General features: G+C 62.5%; 15 protein-coding genes. 6 read left to right on the top strand and 9 right to left on the bottom strand.

The window, feature by feature from the left end; translation table 11 throughout:
- Window positions 1-6: 6 nt before the first annotated feature.
- From JF539_RS26230 to JF539_RS26220, 3 genes are read left to right on the top strand one after another with little or no spacing between them, the layout of a single operon-like run.
- On the top strand, window positions 7-831 hold the full coding sequence (locus JF539_RS26230) for an HpcH/HpaI aldolase/citrate lyase family protein (RefSeq protein ID WP_207144183.1): 825 nt from the start codon (window positions 7-9) through the stop codon (window positions 829-831).
- Window position 832: 1 nt separating this feature from the next.
- Window positions 833-2143 carry an MmgE/PrpD family protein gene (locus tag JF539_RS26225; RefSeq protein WP_207144182.1) on the top strand — a complete coding sequence of 437 codons (1311 nt, stop codon included), beginning with the start codon at window positions 833-835 and terminating at the stop codon, window positions 2141-2143.
- On the top strand, window positions 2140-2967 hold the full coding sequence (locus JF539_RS26220) for an FAS1-like dehydratase domain-containing protein (RefSeq protein WP_207144179.1): 828 nt from the start codon (window positions 2140-2142) through the stop codon (window positions 2965-2967). The genes JF539_RS26225 and JF539_RS26220 overlap by 4 nt, the downstream gene beginning before the upstream one ends.
- Before the next feature lie 19 nt (window positions 2968-2986).
- On the opposite strand, the gene JF539_RS26215 is transcribed toward JF539_RS26220, so the two are convergent.
- The 8 genes from JF539_RS26215 to JF539_RS26180 form a co-directional block, all read right to left on the bottom strand.
- Complete coding sequence (locus JF539_RS26215; protein ID WP_207144177.1) at window positions 2987-3919, bottom strand: LysR family transcriptional regulator; 933 nt, start codon at window positions 3917-3919, stop codon at window positions 2987-2989.
- A 413-nt stretch (window positions 3920-4332) separates the two neighbouring features.
- Window positions 4333-5829 carry an aldehyde dehydrogenase gene (locus tag JF539_RS26210; protein WP_207144175.1) on the bottom strand — a complete coding sequence of 499 codons (1497 nt, stop codon included), beginning with the start codon at window positions 5827-5829 and terminating at the stop codon, window positions 4333-4335.
- Window positions 5830-5845: 16 nt separating this feature from the next.
- Window positions 5846-6973 carry a zinc-dependent alcohol dehydrogenase family protein gene (locus tag JF539_RS26205; protein WP_207144174.1) on the bottom strand — a complete coding sequence of 376 codons (1128 nt, stop codon included), beginning with the start codon at window positions 6971-6973 and terminating at the stop codon, window positions 5846-5848.
- 30 nt (window positions 6974-7003) lie between these two features.
- On the bottom strand, window positions 7004-8509 hold the full coding sequence (locus JF539_RS26200) for a sugar ABC transporter ATP-binding protein (protein WP_207144172.1): 1506 nt from the start codon (window positions 8507-8509) through the stop codon (window positions 7004-7006).
- Window positions 8506-9585: a hypothetical protein gene (locus JF539_RS26195; protein WP_207144170.1), complete on the bottom strand. Its 1080-nt coding sequence runs from the start codon at window positions 9583-9585 to the stop codon at window positions 8506-8508. The genes JF539_RS26200 and JF539_RS26195 overlap by 4 nt, the downstream gene beginning before the upstream one ends.
- The gene (locus JF539_RS26190; protein WP_328809322.1) at window positions 9582-11711 is read right to left on the bottom strand and encodes an ABC transporter permease; all 2130 of its coding nucleotides are present in this window, start codon (window positions 11709-11711) and stop codon (window positions 9582-9584) included. Before JF539_RS26190 ends, JF539_RS26195 begins: the two co-directional genes overlap by 4 nt.
- Before the next feature lie 110 nt (window positions 11712-11821).
- Window positions 11822-12841 carry a sugar ABC transporter substrate-binding protein gene (locus JF539_RS26185; protein ID WP_207144168.1) on the bottom strand — a complete coding sequence of 340 codons (1020 nt, stop codon included), beginning with the start codon at window positions 12839-12841 and terminating at the stop codon, window positions 11822-11824.
- A gap of 54 nt (window positions 12842-12895) precedes the next feature.
- Window positions 12896-13882, bottom strand: coding sequence for an ABC transporter permease (locus tag JF539_RS26180; RefSeq protein WP_207144166.1), 987 nt, complete (start codon window positions 13880-13882; stop codon window positions 12896-12898).
- A 176-nt stretch (window positions 13883-14058) separates the two neighbouring features.
- On the opposite strand from JF539_RS26180, the gene JF539_RS26175 reads away from it, so the two are divergent.
- The gene (locus JF539_RS26175; protein WP_207144165.1) at window positions 14059-14733 is read left to right on the top strand and encodes a class I SAM-dependent methyltransferase; all 675 of its coding nucleotides are present in this window, start codon (window positions 14059-14061) and stop codon (window positions 14731-14733) included.
- 93 nt (window positions 14734-14826) lie between these two features.
- Here the strand turns inward: JF539_RS26175 and JF539_RS26170 are convergent, their stop codons facing one another.
- Complete coding sequence (locus JF539_RS26170) at window positions 14827-15744, bottom strand: LysR family transcriptional regulator (protein WP_207144163.1); 918 nt, start codon at window positions 15742-15744, stop codon at window positions 14827-14829.
- A 315-nt stretch (window positions 15745-16059) separates the two neighbouring features.
- Between JF539_RS26170 and JF539_RS26165 the strand changes: the two genes are divergently transcribed.
- Complete coding sequence (locus JF539_RS26165; protein WP_207144162.1) at window positions 16060-16827, top strand: 5-oxoprolinase subunit PxpA; 768 nt, start codon at window positions 16060-16062, stop codon at window positions 16825-16827.
- 28 nt (window positions 16828-16855) lie between these two features.
- Window positions 16856-17092 carry an acetyl-CoA carboxylase gene (locus JF539_RS26160; protein ID WP_207144160.1) on the top strand — a complete coding sequence of 79 codons (237 nt, stop codon included), beginning with the start codon at window positions 16856-16858 and terminating at the stop codon, window positions 17090-17092.
- The last annotated feature ends 7 nt before the right edge of the window (window positions 17093-17099 follow it).

Here is a 17099-nt window from a genome sequence, read left to right as displayed (position 1 = left end):
CGTGCTTTGACAGATCTGACATCCGACCGGCTGTTCTTTCCCCTGTTTGCTCCCGCGACGCGGCCGGAGCGGATCGATAAGGCGCGCTTGAGCGGAGCCAGCTGCGTCATCGCCGACCTCGAGGATGCCGTCGCGCCCGAAGACAAGGCGACCGCTCGTCAGGCACTTGCGTCGTTTCGTTGCGACGCCGACGGGGCGCCGGTCTGCGTCCGGATCAACAGTGCCGGCACGCCCTGGTTCGAGGAGGATCTCGCGATGGTGCGCGCAGGTGGCTTTGCCGGAGTGGTGCTGCCGAAGGCGGAGGATTGCGCCGGGGCCGAAGCCCTCCGGCAGGCCCTGCCGTCCGGGACGGCCTCCTTCGCCCTGATCGAAACCGCGCTGGGTCTGGCGCGCGCGCGCGACCTGGCACCACTGTTCGACCGCCTGTTCTTCGGCTCGCTCGATTACGCTGCCGATCTTGGTTGCGCGCATACGGCCGCCGCACTTGCCCATGCCCGTTCAGAACTGGTGCTGGCTGCCCGGATCGCCGGCAAACCCGGACCTGTCGACGGGGTAACGGCGGATACGCGCGATTTCGATCTGATCCGGAGCGAAGCGGCCTATGGCGCGGAACTCGGTTTCAAGGGAAAACTGCTCATCCATCCGGCCCAGCTGTCACCGGCCAAGGCCGGTTACCGTCCGGACGAAGACGAAATATCATGGGCCAGCAAGGTCGTGGCGGCGATCGCCGGCGCCGGCGTTGCGAAGGTCGATGGCAAGATGATAGACGCGCCGGTCGTCGCCAGGGCAAGACTTGTTCTCGCGCGCGCCGCGGAAACCGCTGGGGAGTGACATGTCAGCTTTGTTGGACACCGTTTTGGACATCGCCGGGCTGCCCGCGGAGGAGGTGCCGCCGGAGGCGGGCGAGACAGCGCGGCTATCGCTTTACGACTGGCTGATCTGCGGCCTTGCGGGACGAGAGGAACCGCTTGCGAACAAGCTCCGGCAACTGGCGGCGGAGGAAGGCGGCGCGCCGGTCGCATCCCTCTTCGGTGGCGGCAAGGCGCCGTCGCGGGCGGCGGCTCTCGTCAACGGGGCGACGAGCCATGCGCTTGACTATGACGATACGCATTTCGCCCATGTCGGCCACCTGTCTGTCGGGATCTATCCGGCAGCACTTGCCGCCGGCGAGGAGACCGGCGCTTCCGCCAGGGACGTGACCACGGCGTTCCTCCTTGGATCGGAGACCGCCATACGGGTTGGTGTCGTGCTGGGGGCGGGCCATTACAATCGTGGCTTCCATCAGACCGCCACGGCGGGCGCTTTCGGGGCAACGGTGGCGGCGGGCCGTCTTTTCGGGCTGACGCGGCCGGAAATGCGGGCGGCGCTGGGCCTGTGCGCGACACGGGCCTCGGGACTGAAATCGCAGTTCGGCACGATGGGCAAACCCTATAACGCGGGCATCGCCGCCTCGAACGGCATCGAATGCGCGAAGCTCGCCAAGCTGGGCATGACCTCCTGCGACGACGGACTGATGGGCGATCAGGGCTTCGTGGCAACCCATTGCGAAGCACCGGGTACGGAGCGCGCGCCGGCAGACCGCTTTCTGTTCGGCGACATCAGCTATAAATTCCATGCCTGCTGCCACGGCACCCATGCGATGATCGAGGCCCTGCTTGAAGCGCTTTCCGGCTCCGAGGCACCGATGGAGTCTGTGACCTCTCTGACCCTCTATACAAACCCCCGCTGGCTGAAAGTCTGCGACATCAAGGCGCCGGGGACCGGCCTGGAAGTCAAGTTCAGCTATGCCTGGCTGGCGGGCATGGTGATCGAGGGCCGGAATACCGGCGCCTTTGAAACCTACTCCGACGATCTCGCGGCGGATCCCGGTCTTGCGGCTTTTGCGGCCAAGGTCGAAGTGATCGGAGACGCGGGGCTGACGGACATGCAGGCAGAAGGCGAGATTACATTCGCCGATGGCCGCAAACTGCCATTTTCGCACGACCTTGCCCGACGCCCGTCTCTTGAGGCCTTGACTGCGAAGCTCCGCGCCAAGGCCGAAGCGGTCCTGGGAGGCGGGGCGGTGCGGATTGAACCCGTCATCGAAAAGCTCGCCGGAATGAGCGCGATGGATCTTGGGGCTATCGTGAGGGAGAACGGATGACATCCGCGGCAAGCGAGTGGATCGGACGCAAGCGCGAGGCAAGCGAAACGATCACCGACCGGCAGATCCATGAGTTCCGCGTCACTCTGGATGGATTCCTCGGAGAGGGGGAGGACCTTCCGGGCTTTCATTGGTGTCTCGTTCCGGAGATTTACCCGCCCGAGGATCTCGGGCGCGACGGCCATCCCAAACTCGGTCTGTTCCTTCCAGATCTGGGGCTGCCGCGGCGCATGTGGGCGGGTGGACGCGTTTGCTACCACGGCGGCATCCGGGCGGGAGAGACCGTCACGCGCCAGACGACGGTGAAGGACATTCAGTTCAAGGAAGGCCGCAGCGGGACGCTCGGTTTCGTGACCCTTGACCACGACTATCTGTTCGACCGGGAACTCCGGATCTCGGAACAGCACAACATTGTCTACCGGGAGGATCCCGCCCCGGGAGCCCCTGCCCTGACGCCGCCAAAGGCCGAAGCGTGGACCGTACTGAAGTCCATCGAAGTCCTGCCGACGCCAACACTGCTTTTCCGCTACTCGGCGATGACCTTTAACGGTCACCGGATTCACTACGACAAGGCCTATGCGACGGGGGTCGAAGGCTATGACGGACTGGTGGTTCACGGGCCACTCCAGTCGACCTGGATGCAGATCCTCGCGACACGGATCCTGCAGCGTCTGCCGAAGGAGTTTTCCTATCGTGGAGTATCGCCGCTGATCTGCGGTCGGCCGGCGGTGGTCGAGGCCATGGAAAGCGAGCCGGGGACGCTGGCCCTGCGCGTGCGCGACAAGGACAATGACGTGGTCACCATGGAGGCGCGGGCAGCGTGAGGACTGCCGCGCCGCGCTCTCAGACCAGCCTGCCTTCCCACAAACCGCGCTCGACCATTTCCCGCGCCACCTGCAGTGTGAGCTTTTCCACCGCCGCACAGGCTCGGGTCTGAACGGAGGACGGGTTTCGAACCAGGTAGACCGGCCGTGAGATGACAGGGTCGACGATCGGCGCCTTCAGCAGGCGTCCCGCCTCGACGAAGTCGTGGCAGGCTGCCGGCGCGAAGATGGAATGCCCCGACCCGCGCGCGACCAGTTCCTTGATCTGGGTCATCGCGTCGAGTTCGGTCGTGACGTTCAAGACGATACCGGCCTTGTGCGCGGCGTCTTCGATGATCCTTCTGAGACCGTGCGGTTCGCCGGGCAGGACAAGTTCGGCATTCACCAGGTCTCTCATGGCGACCGGCGTACCCGGTTCCGACTTCAGGGGCCAGGCATCGGGTGCGGAGAAGAAGAACAGGTGCTCGTCCAGGACATGGGTCGCCTGAAAATGCTCGGCGCCGATCAGATCGTAGAGAAAACCGATTTCCACGGTGCCGTCATCGACCCAGGTCTTGATGAACCCGCTCATCGCCTCGCTGGCGCGAAGCCGGACATGGGGCAGTTCCAGGCGCACGGTTTCTGCGAGCGGAACCGACATCACCATGGAAACCGACGGCGGCATGCCGAACCTGACCTTGCCACGGACTTCGCCCGACAGTTCCTTGATGTCGGAAACGCAGTTCTCGACCATTCGGCAGATCTCGTAGGCATGGCTGAGCAGGGTCTCGCCTTCCTTCGTCAGCACGGATCCTCGAGGCGACCGCTCGACAAGCTTGACCTCCAGTTCCCGCTCCATGTTGACCAGATGCTGGGAGAGCGAAGGTTGCGCGATCCGGAGTTTTTGCGCGGCGGCGGAAACGGAGCGCGCCTCGGCTATCGCTATGAAGTATCGAAGCTGGCGAATGTCCAATGCGGCCTCATATCTGCAAGGATGGATCGGGAGGGAGCCCGAACCATCGGTATTTCAGCCTATAAGACCAGACCGCGGGAGCACGATCAATCGTCACAAGCCGCCGCTGCGCGGACGTCGCGGTGCAGACCTGCCGCCCTGGGATCTAGAGCCTTTCACGGTTAGATTGAAGCATTCTGCCGGAGCAGATTTGGTTCAAGGCCAAGGGCTTTGACGAAGGCCGTGCTGGCTGCACGGTCGAGGCAAAGCCCGACGGCATTGGGCCAAATCGGCCCGACCCTTCGGGTTCGCGTCCGGCGGCCGCCTGCTTTGTCGCGCCGCTTGCCCATAGCCCGCTATGGGCTTCACGTCCCTCCGCGCAGCTCGACTCGCCGGACGACAAACAGAATGTTTCAATCTAGCCGTGAAAGGCTCTAGCGCAGAATGAACGGGTTGGCCGGACCGGGGCCGTAGTCCATCCAGACGGACTTGGTTTCGAGATATTCGTACAGCGCTTCCTGCCCGCTTTCGCGGCCGATGCCCGACGCCTTGAAGCCGCCGAAGGGAACCATGTAGGAAACCGCCCGGTAGCAATTGGTCCAGATGTTGCCCGCCCGCAGGGCCTTGGCCGCGCGGAACATCCGGCCCTGATCCTTGGTCCAGACACCCGCCGCAAGGCCGTAATCGGTGTCGTTGGCCATGTGGTAGGCTTCGTCCTCCTCGCGGAACTTGATGACCGATAGCACCGGACCGAAAACCTCCTGCTGGGCAATCTTCATCGAATTTTCCACACCGGTGAACACCGTGGGGTCGATGAAGCGGCCATCGCCGCATTCGGGACGTTCCGACGGACCGCCGCCAAGCACGCATTCGGCGCCTTCGTCGCGGGCCATCGCGATCGAGGCCAGGATCTTCTCGAACTGGGGTTGCGTGGTCACCGGGCCGACCTGGGTGCCCGCATCCATTGGATCGCCGATGCGTGCCGTCCGGGCCAGATCGAGAAAGGCCTCGACAAACGCGTCGTGGATGGACTCGTGCACAAGCACGCGCGATCCGGCGATGCAGGTCTGGCCGGTCGCGGCGAAGATGCCGGAGCAGACACCACGCGCCGCGCTTTCGACATCGACGTCTGGAAAGACGAGCTGAGCCGATTTTCCGCCAAGCTCGAGGGTGAGCCGCTTGAACGTGTTCATGGCCGAGCGCGCGATGTGCCGGCCGCTCGCGTCGCCGCCTGTAAAGGCGACCTTGTGGACGTCCCTGTGCTCCGTAAGCGGCGCGCCAGCCTCCGCGCCAAAGCCGGTGACGGCATTGATCACGCCGGGCGGGAAGCCCGCTTCATGGGCCAGCTTGCAGAACTCCAGCGTGGAGGCGGAGGTGAATTCCGAGGGTTTCAGCACCACGGTGCAGCCCGCCGCCAGGGCCGGCGCCAGTTTCCAGGTGGTCAGGAGCAGGGGCGAGTTCCAGGGCGTGATCGCGGCGACGACGCCGACCGGGACATGGGTGGTGTAGGTGAACATGTCCGGCTTGTCGATCGGGATCACCGCGCCCTCGATCTTGTCGCAAAGCCCGGCGAAATAGCGGTACCATTGCGGCATGTAGCCGGTCTGGGCGCGCATCTCCGCGTAGAGCTTGCCGTTGTCCTGAACCTCCACGCGGGCCAGATGATCTGCCTCGCGCTCGAGAATGTCGGCGAAACGATTGAGGAGGCGGGCCCGCTGGGTCGGGTGCATCGTCGCCCAGTCACCCGCGGTCAGGGCCTTGTTGGCCGCCGCGACGGCGCGGTCGACGTCGTCTGCCCCGCAACGGGGGATCTTCGCCCAGACCCTGGACGTGAACGGGTCGTCGCTTTCGAAATACGCGCCCGTCGCCGGTTCGACCCATGCGCCGTCGATATAGCATTGATAGGTCTGGATGCCCGTGCTGCGCTCCATGGTCTTCCTCGTGATGTCAGTTGAAATCTATGACCTGGCGGATCGCCTTGCCCGCGTGCAGTCGGTCGAAGCCTTCGTTGATGTCTTCCAGCCGGATCTTCTCGGTCATCAGCCGCTCGACCGGCAGTCTGCCTTGCGTATGCAGGGCGAGAAAACGGGGAATGTCGCGGCTCGGGACACCGGAGCCCAGATAAGAGCCCTTCAGGGTGCGCTCTTCGCCGGTCAGCCCGACGGCCGGGATCTCGAGCATCGCCTTGGGGTTCGGCAAACCGGCGGTGACCGTTGCCCCGCCGCGCCGCGTGGCGTCATAGGCAAACCTGAGTGCGCGGACATTGCCGGTGAAATCCATCGCCGTGTCGACCCCGCCGGAAGTCAGCTCGCGCAGTTCCTCCAGCGCGCCTTCCTTCGAGGAATCGATCGTGTGGGTGGCGCCGAGCTCCCTGGCGAGTTCCAGTTTATCGGGAAGAATGTCCACGGCGACGATCTTCTCCGCACCCGCGACACGCGCCGCCATGACGGCGGAGAGGCCGACGCCGCCGAGGCCGACAACGGCGGTGGAGCAACCGGGGCAGACGTCACCCGTGTTGAACACCGCGCCCGCGCCGGTCAGCACCGCGCAGCCCATCAGGGCGGCGATATCGAGCGGGATGGCGCTGTCGATCTTGACGATCGAGTTCTGCGACACGACGGCGTATTCGGCGAAGCAGGACACGCCGGTCATGTGGTAGAGCGTCTCGCCGTCGCGTCTGAGCCGCGATCCGCCACCGATCAGAAGGCCGCTGTTGTTCGCGGCCGCTCCCGGTTCGCACAGGGCGGGACGCCCGGACCGGCAGGGGCCGCAGTGGCCGCAGCTCGGCACGAAGACGGTGATCACATGATCGCCGGGTTCGAACCGCTCCACGTCGGGTCCGACCGCCTGGACGACGCCGGCGCTTTCGTGTCCCATCACCAGGGGAAGCTGTCGGGGCCGGTCGCCGTTGACCACCGACAGATCGGAATGGCAAAGGCCCGCCGCCGCGATTTTGATGAGAACCTCGCCGTCACGCGGTCCTTCGAGGTCGACCTCGCACACCGAGATCGGCCGGGTTTCGGCATAGGGTCCCGGGCGTCCGATCTCTTCCAGAACTGCGGCTTTCATTTTCATAAGTCTCTCCCATCGCGCTTCGACCGCTCACTAGTGAACGGCGGCGTACATTATCTTTTCTTCCGTGGCTTCCTCGATGGAAAATTCCTCGACCATGCGGCCGAGCCGCGAGACCAGGATACGATCGGAGAGCGCCAGGATCTCGGGAAGGTAGGACGAGATCATCACAACCGGAAGCCCGGCATTGGCAAGCTCGTTGATCACCTCGTGGATCTCGGCAATCGCGCCGACGTCGACACCACGGGTCGGTTCGTCGAGAATGATCAGTTTCGGTTTCTGCACCAGCGCCTTGGCCAGAACGACCTTTTGCTGATTGCCGCCCGAAAGCTCGATCACCTTGGAATTGTTGTCGATCGCCTTCACGTTCAGCCGCTCGGTCCAGACCTTGGCCAGTTCCGTCATTTCGCTGTAGTTGATAATGGGGCTCTCGTTGAGATCCGCTCCGATGAGCCCCGAATAGATGTTCTGGGCAATGGACTTGGTTTCGAAGAAGCCCTCGATCTTCCGGTCCTCGGTCACATAGACGATACCGTCGCGGATCGCCGGGCGCGGCACGCGGTAGCGCACCGGGCGGCCGCTGAGGCGAACCTCTCCGCCGTGGAAGAAATCGCGTTTCAGGACACCGGAAATGATCTTGAAGGTTTCGGTCCGTCCGGAGCCGACCAGGCCGAAGACGCCGGTGACCTGACCGGCGAAAACGGAAAACGACGTGTTGCGCACCATCGAGCCCATGGACAGGTTCTGGACCGACAGCACCCGTTTTCCGGCCGGGCGGCCTTTCCGGGAGGTGTCGGCGCCGTCGCCGTAAAGTTCGTTGGTCAGGCTGCGCCCGACCATATGGCCGATGATCTTGTCGCGGTCGAAGGCCCCGACTTCGTCCGTGATCACGTGCTCGCCGTCGCGCAGGATCGTGATCCGGTCCGAGACGGTCAGTGCCTCTTCCAGCGCGTGGCTGATGAAGACAATGGAAACGCCTTCGTCCTTCAGGCGCTTGACCAGATTGAAGAAGTGGTACTTTTCCTCCGGCGTCAATGTCGCCGTCGGCTCGTCGAAGATGATCACCTTGGCGTTGTGGCGTACGGCGCGGGCGATCTCGACCATCTGCTTCTGAGCGGCACCCAGTTGCGAGACCAGGGCCGTCGGATCGACCTCGAAGCTGAGAGACTGCAGAAACTGCTGCGCCGAGATCCATAGCCCGCGCAGGCGGGTCAGGAACTGTTCGTTTCCGAGTTCAAGGTTCTGGGCGACCGTCAGCGAGGGGATCAGGCTGGTTTCCTGAAACACCATCGCGATGCCGTTTTCCAGGGCCTCCTGCGGACTGGTGAACTCCACCTTCTTGCCAAGATAGCGCACCTCGCCGCCGGTCGGTTCATAGACGCCGGCGATCATTTTCGTCAGGGTTGATTTTCCGGCGCCGTTTTCGCCCAGAAGCGAGTGGATTTCGCCCGGATGCAGTTCGAAGGAAACACCCTTGACCGCCGGGTTGCCATGGAATTCCTTGGTGACGTTTCGAAGTTCGACCACTGGTGTCTTCATGCCGCTGCTCCATCGTCCGCCAGGTTCAAACGCAGGATTTCATCGGAGCCGCGTCCCGCCAGCCACAACGCGCCGTCGGCTTCCAGAACGGACGTGATCCCGTGCCGGCGCCCTCCCGCCCGGCTGTGGAAACTGCGCAAGGGAATGAATTCGTCGTCCAGTTCAATCACCAGTCCGTAGGAGAGGGTGGGCGCCCAGGGTTTCAGGATCCCCATCTGTTTCAGTGCGCCGCCCTGCATGGGTTCGTTGAACGACTTGCCGCTGAAATAGTTGGGGGCGACCCAAAAGTCCTCGGGAACCTCGCGGAGCATGGCCTTGCGGTACGCCGGTTCCCTGAGCACGAATTCGATGAGCGGGCTGCGCGGAGCGAAGACGCTCAGCCAGTAGCCGCCACCGGCACGGGCCTGAATACGGCCCGGATAGCCCGGAAGTTCATCGAGAACGGTGCGTGTCATTGCCCCGTCGGCAGCCATTTCGGCAACGTGAGAGGACCAGGCTTCGCTGAAGACGACCGCTCCGTTCTCCAGAACGGCAATGCCCGAAGGGTAGCCCAGACGGTGTTTGACAATGTGGATATCCCCCGTGGCCGGTTCGGCCCGCCCGATCTGGCCGCTTCGGTTCATCTCCATCAGATCGCGGCGCCATTCGGCGGGTGAGTTCCGCTCCGAACCGACGCAGAACCAGATGTCGCCTTTCGGACCGAAGTCCAGCGCGGTGACGTTGCGCACGGGCTTGGTCCAAATCGGCGTTACCGGCTTCAGCCCTCCGTCGAGGACAAGCAGTTCACCGGCGAGGGTCGCCGCGGCGAGGCGATCGCCCCGGGAGGCCAGGGCGGTGATCCCGGACCCGAGATCCGCTTTCACGCCGTCTTCCGAGACCAGTTTTGTTCCTTCCGACCAGAGCGGGGCACCGCGCCAGGACACGATGCTGTCCGGTGCTTGTGCCGGAATGCCTGCAGGCAGGTCTTCCAGCCGGCTGTTGGGCTTCAGGGCACCGTCCAGCGCCGGCACGGTGACGGATGCCGAGCCGCGGCCGAGGAACCTGTCGAGTGCCCGGGCGATAAAGGTCTGTCTCATGCCTGCCCCCGCGCGCTGCCGCCCCAGTAGCTCGACCAGCCGCTCCAGCCGTCGTTCATGCCTTCAAGGCGTATCCGGCCGATCCGGTTATTGGTGATCCCGCCCAGATAGAGCCAGCCCTTGTGTTCGCGCATCGATGTGATCATCGGGTGATTGGTGGCGTAGCGGTCCCACATGGATTCCAGGAATTCGCCCTTGTCGTTGAAGCGCGCGACGCAACCGATATTCAGGTTCGGGTAAAGCCATTGGTCGGCCGCGATCCGCCGGGCCATGCGCCGCCGGAAATCGGGCATGCGAAGGGCCAGGTCGAGCGCGGGAGAGCGCATTCCCATGATCGCGACCCAGTAGGTGCCGTCCGAGGCGCGGTTGATGTTGTCGGGATAGCCTGGCAACCGGTCGGCGAGGACCTCGAGCTTGCCCTTCCTGGGACCTTCCAGCCAGTACCGGTTGATGCGGCAGCCCCAGCTTTCGGCGAACAGGATCGATTTGCCGTCATGGGCGGTGCAGACCCCGTTGGGGAAGACCAGATTCTTGAGGAGCGTGCGCGTCTTCTTGGTTGCCGGATCGTAGCAGATGATCCGTCCGTTGCCCCGGCTCTCCAGCGCGTCCACGGGCCAGTCGTGCATCTCGTAGCGGATGGTGGCCTCGGAGAAGTAGATCTTGCCGTCGGGTGCGATATCGAGGTCGTCGGCAAGGCGCAGGCGGCTGTCGTCCACGACGGAGAAGACCGAGCGGTTGGTTTCGTCGGTGACCTTGCTGACGCTGCGGTCTGCCTTGGACACCATGTAAAGCCCCATGCCGCCGACACAGACCAGAAGATTGCCGTTCCTGTCGAAGCTCATGCCGAGCGGCGCGCCGCCGATATGCGCGTAGACCTCGTGGGTTTTATAGTCCGGCGCGAAGTACCGGATGATGTCGCCGTGGCGATTGCCGCTGTAGAGATTGTCGTCCTCGTCGAGGATGACGTCCTCGGGGCTTTCCACCTCTCCAAGCGCGATCACCTCGACGTCGCTCAGTCTGTCGTTGATCTCGAACGGGCCCTTGTCGGTCGGCCGGGGGTCCGGCATTTCCATCAGGGTGGGAGAGACGTAAACCTTGCTCAGGAGTTTGTGGCGGTTCTTCATCCAGCGCACGTCGACGAAGACGGCAAACAGAAGGGCAAGCCCCAGGACCATCGGGCCGGAACCGCTGTTGAGCCCGAGCCGGAGCACGCCGTTGGACAGGACGAGAACCGTCACGGCACCCATCAGGGCCTTGGGGACCGAGCCGCGGCCGCCGCCCAGCGAGTTGCCGCCGAGGATTGCCGCCGTCAGCGCGGAAATTTCCAGGCCGATGCCGGTGTCGGTGCCGGCGCCGCTGAGCCGGGCGGCATAAAGGACACCGGCCATGCCGACCAGAGCCCCGGAGATGACATAGGCCGAACAGACGATCCGCTTGACGGGCAGGCCCATGTTGAAGGCGGAGCGGCGCGAGCCGCCGATCGCGAGCAGGCGCCAGCCGGGGCCGGACCGGCTGAAGGCGATATGGGCGACCACGGCAACGGCCGCCAAAACGACGAAGCTGAACGGGAAGATCCAGACCCCGCCGAGCCCCATCATGTCCCAGAGCGGCGAGGAGTAAAAGGACATCGACATGTCCTGGGCGTATTCGAGAAGCAGCAGGTCGACGACCGCGCGCACGATGATCAGGGTCACCAGCGTGGTCAGGAACGCCCGGAGCCGCAAGTAGCCGACAAGGAGGCCGTTGATCAGGCCGACACCGGAGGTGATCAGGATCGTCAGACCCGCCGACACGCCGACGGGCAAGTGCGCCAGGTTGAGGAAATAAAGCATCAGGAAATTGGCGAGCGCGAAATTGGATCCGACCGACAGGTCGATGCCGCCCACCAGGATCACCGTGGTCATGGCCAGTACCACCAGGGCGAGTTCGCCGTATTGGCGGGACAGGATCGAGATATTGCTTCCAGTAAAGAAATTGGGGAGCAGCAACCCGATCACGCCGACAACCACGATCATGAAGGCGAAGGGGATCGCGTTGTCGATCCAGCTCTTGGAAAGCATTTCACCGACGATGTGATCGGGGAAGAATCGATACCGGGCTTTTTTGATGCTACTTGCCAGCGACACGGGAACCTCTCTCCCCAAAGAAAGCGCAATTGTGTTGTGTTGGAAATTCTTGCCGGCGCTGCCGGGCCGCGTTCAGGAACACGCGGCCCGCGCCTTGGAAGGGGTCGTTCTTAACGCAGACGGCTTGCGTAGATCTCGGGATCCCAGCAGGACGCCTTGTCCACGTTTTCCTTTGTCATGACATAGGTCGGCGAGAACACCTGGGTCTTCAACTTGCCGCCGCCGCCGTTCTGCAGGGCGATCATGATCGAGGTCCAGGCGTCGCGGCCCATGCCGGGTGCGTCGTAGTTGACAACGATGTCGAACGTGTCGTCCCGGATAAGTTCGCAGGTGCTGGAGGCGCCGCCGCCCGATGTGATCACGGTGACGCTGTCGGCAAGGCCGGCCTGCTTGACCGCGGCTCCGGTACCGATAGCCTGGCCGTCCCACATATCGAGGATGGCGCAAAGATCCGGGTGCTGCTGCAGAACGGTTTCGGTGATCGCCCGCGCCTTGGAGGCATCCCAGTCGGCGGCCTGGCTCGACACGATTTCGATGTCTTCGCGACCGTTCAGGACTTCCATGATGCCCTGGACCTGAAAGTAGCTGACGCCGCCGGTCAGCACGCCCTGCACGATGGAAATCTTGTGGGAGGTGTCGGTTCCCTCGCCGCACTGCTCGATCGCCATGTTCGCGATCTGGCGGCCCATGGCGATATAGTCCGGTCCGACAAAGGCATCGGTCTGAACCGCGCCCTGCATGTTCATCTGGATCACCGCGATATTGGCGCGGTTGGCCTGCATCATCAGGCGGGCGAGCGACTGCGTATCCGGGTTCTGGGTCACGATCACATCAGGGCGCTCGGCGATAAGCGAAGTCATGCCCTGGGCCATGGCGTCTGTCGACCAGTTGGGATCCTGAATGGTGAATTTCATGCCGTAGCGTTGCGATTCTTCCTTGACCACGCCGCCCCAGGCCTGTGCGAGGTCGAACCCGGCCGAAATCGGCAGATAGGCGATCCACTTGTCCTTCAAGGCGTCGAGCGCCGGACCGCGGAACGGATCGTTGGGTTCCTGCGCCAGCGCGCCGCTTGCCAGACCGATACCGGCGGCGGTCAGACAGGCAACTTTCCTAAGCTTCGTCCAATTCATGATATTCTCCTCCAGGTGATTTATTTCATTGAAAGAATGACGGCGCGGGGTCGATCAGATGTCGCCTTGTTGACCGGTCTGCTCGTCACGCGGGTTGATGACGCTGTCGGCCACGATCGCAAGCAGCAGAATGAGGCTCTTGATCACGTTCTGGATGGTGTACTGGATGTCCATGATGGTCATGCCGTTGACCAGAACACCGATCAGAAGGGTGCCGACAATCACGTTGCGGACGCTGCCCCGGCCTCCGGACAGGCTGACCCCGCCAAGCACGACGATCAGGATGACGTCGTAGATCATGTTGGAATTGACGATCCGGGTGTTCATTGACTGCACCGCCGTCGCGGTGATCAGGCCGGCCAGATAGGCGGCCGTTCCGCTGAGCATGTATTGCAGCACCATGGTCGGGCGCACGGCGATGCCGGTGATCCGCGATGCCTGGGCGTTGTCGCCGATGTTGTAGGTGTTCCAGCCGTGCTTCGAGAACCGCAGGAACAGGTAGACCACCACCGCCAGAATGACCGCGAGAAGTATCGGTATCGGAACGCCGAGAAGACGCCCCTGGCCGATCTGGGCCGCCCAGCCGAAATCGGCGGGCAGATAGACCACGTCCGTTCCGGTGATGAGATGGGCGCGGCCGAAGCCGTAGATGAAGGTTCCCATGGCAAGGGTCGCGAAGATTGCCGGAATTTCGGCAAAGGCAACGAGGATGCCGGTGATCAGGCTCATGCCGAGGGCAAAGCCGAGGCCGATCGCAAGAGCGGCCCACAAGGGCATGCCGGTTCCGACAAGCTGAATCGTCCAGGCCACGGAAATCGCCATATTGGCGACCATGGAAAGGTCGATGCCCCTGCCAAGCACCACGATCAGCATTCCCAGGCCCAGAATTCCGAGCACCGCGACGCTTCGCAACAGGGCAAGCAGATTGCTTGTGCCTATGAAACCGTCCAGGGACACCGCGAAAACCGCGAACATCACGAGTGTGATCGTGAAAACGATCTTCTCCTGGGAGACGTATTTCAGTCGTCCGCCGAACTTCATTTTCGATTGTCCTCCCAATTGGTCGGCCACTCGAAAACAGTGCCTGTCCAATTGCCCAAAGTGTGCTGCGCAATTGTCATTTGCTGCTAATCCATAAATCTTAGCGCAGTCATAGTTTCAGGCTATGTCAACAAATCCCCCGTGCTTTCAGGGGCTTGAAAGGGTAAGTTTTGCTTATGGGACATATCGAGCATCTTCAAAGCGTCTTCGATCTCAAGAAAAAGGCCGTCGCCGACATCGGGGCCGGGACCGGCGCCTTTTCCCTGCAGCTGCTTGAGTGCGGCGCTCGGGTGTCCGCCGTCGAGATAGATCCGGAAAAGGTCGCCCGGCTCATGTCCAAACTGCCGCCGGAGATCCGCGTCCTACAGGGTCGCGCCGAGGCGCTGCCGCTCGCCGATAGGTCGCAGGACCTGCTTTGTTTCTTCTTTTCGTTTCATCACGTTCCGATGCAGGTTCAGGATCTGGCGCTTGAGGAAAACCTCCGAGTGCTGAAGCCGGAGGGACGGCTTCACGTCGTGGAACCTTTTCCCTACGGCTCGATGTTCGATGTTGTGCGCATGGTCGAGGATGAAACCGAAGTGCGTACAAATTCACATGCGATCATGGAAAGGCTCGATCAGGCCGGCGGCGCTTTCGAGGCTGTCGGCAAGACCGAATACACGCTCTCGCGTCCCTATCCGGATTTCGAGACGTTCCTGAAGCAGGTCGTTCTCGTCGACCCGGCCCGCAGTCGTGTCTTCGAGGAAAACCGGAGCGCAATCGAAAAGCGTTTCGAAGAGGCGCTGGATCGCACGCCGGAGGGGTGCTTCCTGCACCAGCCCTGTGCCGCCTATCATTTCAGGAAACGGTAAAACGATTCGGTGAGGCCGGGCTTCCGGCGATCGCGCGCCTTGGATAGTGCCGTGTCCCGCTCGGCCTGAAAACGCAACTCCCGGGTCCGTTCCCTAAAGAACGCGGTGACCGGTTGTTTGGGAAATCCGCGCCTGGGTGCGGAAATAGTCGCGGAAAGCGGCCATGGCCGGGGTGAAGTCGACATCCTTGCGCCAGACGAGACCCACGTCCATCGGAGGGATCCGTTCGTCGAGGTTCACGGTTTCCAGGCGCCGGCCTTCCAGCGACCACGGACGGTAGACCATGTCGGACAGGATCGTGATGCCGTGACCGTTGGCAACGAGGCTGCGAACGGCCTCGACGGAGGAGGTCCTGAGGCGGACCTGGGGCTGGAAAGGTGTCTTGGACCAGTAGCGCATGGTGGTATGTGCGGCTTCGTCGACCGTCAGCATCACATAGGGGTCCTGTGCCACATCGTCGAACGTCACTTTTGCCCGCTCCGTGAGTCGGTGGTGAGACGGCGTCCAGAGGCGCCGGGCCGAGCTGATGATTGTCTCGGACGCGATTTCCGGGTTGGTGATGTTGGATGTCAGCGCGACGCCGATGTCGAAGCGCCCGGCAATCAGCCCCTCCTCGATGGTCTCGCGCGTCATCTCGTGGATCTTGAGCTCCAGCCCGGGCAGCGAGCGTGAAAGCCGGTCCATGTGCGCCGGCAGGAAGTAACCGATCACGGTGTAGGAGGCTGCCACGGAGAGCGTGCCGGCGATCCTCGGAGACTCGGGAATGAGAAGCGCTTCCTCGACCTTCGACAGGATATCGTAGCTTGAACTCAGGAACCGCCTTCCGATGTCGGTCAGCTCGACACCGTTGGCCGATCTTACGAAGAGCTCTGCCCCGAGTGTCTTTTCCAGTTCCTTGATCGCGGTGGTCACCGCCGATTGGGATATCGACAACTCGACGGCCGCGCGGCTCACCTGTCCGAGTTCGGCCGTCGCGATGAAGTATTTCAGGTGGCGAAGATTGAAGGACATAACCTGCCGGTGTTTTTGTAAATTTGCATCTACAATATCAAAAAAACAGATAATGCAAATTATTCATTCTTGCCTACTTATGCGACATTCTAAAAAATATCATTAAATCAGCTATTTATAAGCGCGAACGAAAAGAGGTATTGAAAAAACAGATTTTCAAACGCGAGAAAAATGAACTTTTTTATCCTTGTAAAATATGCGGCAATTCCGGTGTGACGCGTTGCCGGCCACCGGGTCGACCGCGCGCGGAACCGAACCGGAAACGGGATGTTTCCGAGGTCAGGACGCCTTCGGGCCACGTGGAGATGGATAAGAATGCCGCTCAAATCGGTCGATCTCAACTGCGACATGGGAGAGGGCTTCGGTCATTGGTCCTACGGCGACGCGCCTGACGACAAGCTGATGCCGATCATCAGCTCGGCCAATGTGGCGACCGGGTTTCACGCAGGCGATCCGAACCTCATGGACGCGGTGGTGCGCATGGCCGGTGAATTCGGCATCGGCCTGGGTGCCCATCCCGGCTACAACGACCGTCAGGGCTTCGGCCGGCGTACGATTGCCGCCAAACCTGACGAACTCGTCAACGATATTCTCTACCAGACCGGCGCGCTGCGCGAATTCGCCCGCCGCCACGGTATTCCGCTCCAGCATGTGAAGCCGCATGGCGCGCTTTACATGACCGCCGCGTCCGACCCGGAACTCTCCCGAATTCTCGTCGAGGCGCTTCAGAAGACGGGACCGGAGCTGTTTCTCTACTGCATGGATATTTCCGAGACCTACAGGATTGCCCGCGAGGCGGGGCAGCCGGTGGTCCGCGAGTTTTATGCGGACCGCGACTACGACAGGTCCGGCTCGATCGTGTTCGCCCGCAAGATGCGCCGTCTCGACCCCGACCAGGTTGCCGAGAAATGCGTCCGCGCCTGCCTGGACGGCAAGGTCAGAACGGTGGAGGGCGACGACATCGAGATCGAATTCGAATCCATCTGCTTCCATTCCGACACCCCCGGCGCGCTGGCCATCGGCACGGCCGTACGGGACATGCTGCTCGCGAACGGCGTCAAGATCGCCGCGCCAAGCCACTGAAATTCAAGACCGGACAGAGGTAACGACAATGGCAAAACAGATCCGCTCCCCCTTGCCGGGAATTTTTTATCGCCGTCCGGCGCCGGACCAGCCGCCCTTCGTCGAAGACGGCGGTTCGGTCGAGGCCGGCGCGGTCGTCGGGCTGGTGGAGGTGATGAAGTCCTTCCATGAGGTCATCGCCGAGGAAGCGGGTACGAATGTGCGTTTCGTGGCCGAAAACGAGGACCCGATCACCGTTGGTGTCGTTCTGGCGGAAATGGACTGAGAGATGG

Source organism: Roseibium aggregatum (genome assembly GCF_017309185.1).
Classification (GTDB): domain Bacteria; phylum Pseudomonadota; class Alphaproteobacteria; order Rhizobiales; family Stappiaceae; genus Roseibium; species Roseibium aggregatum_B.
This window is presented reverse-complemented; position numbering and strand designations above follow the sequence as displayed.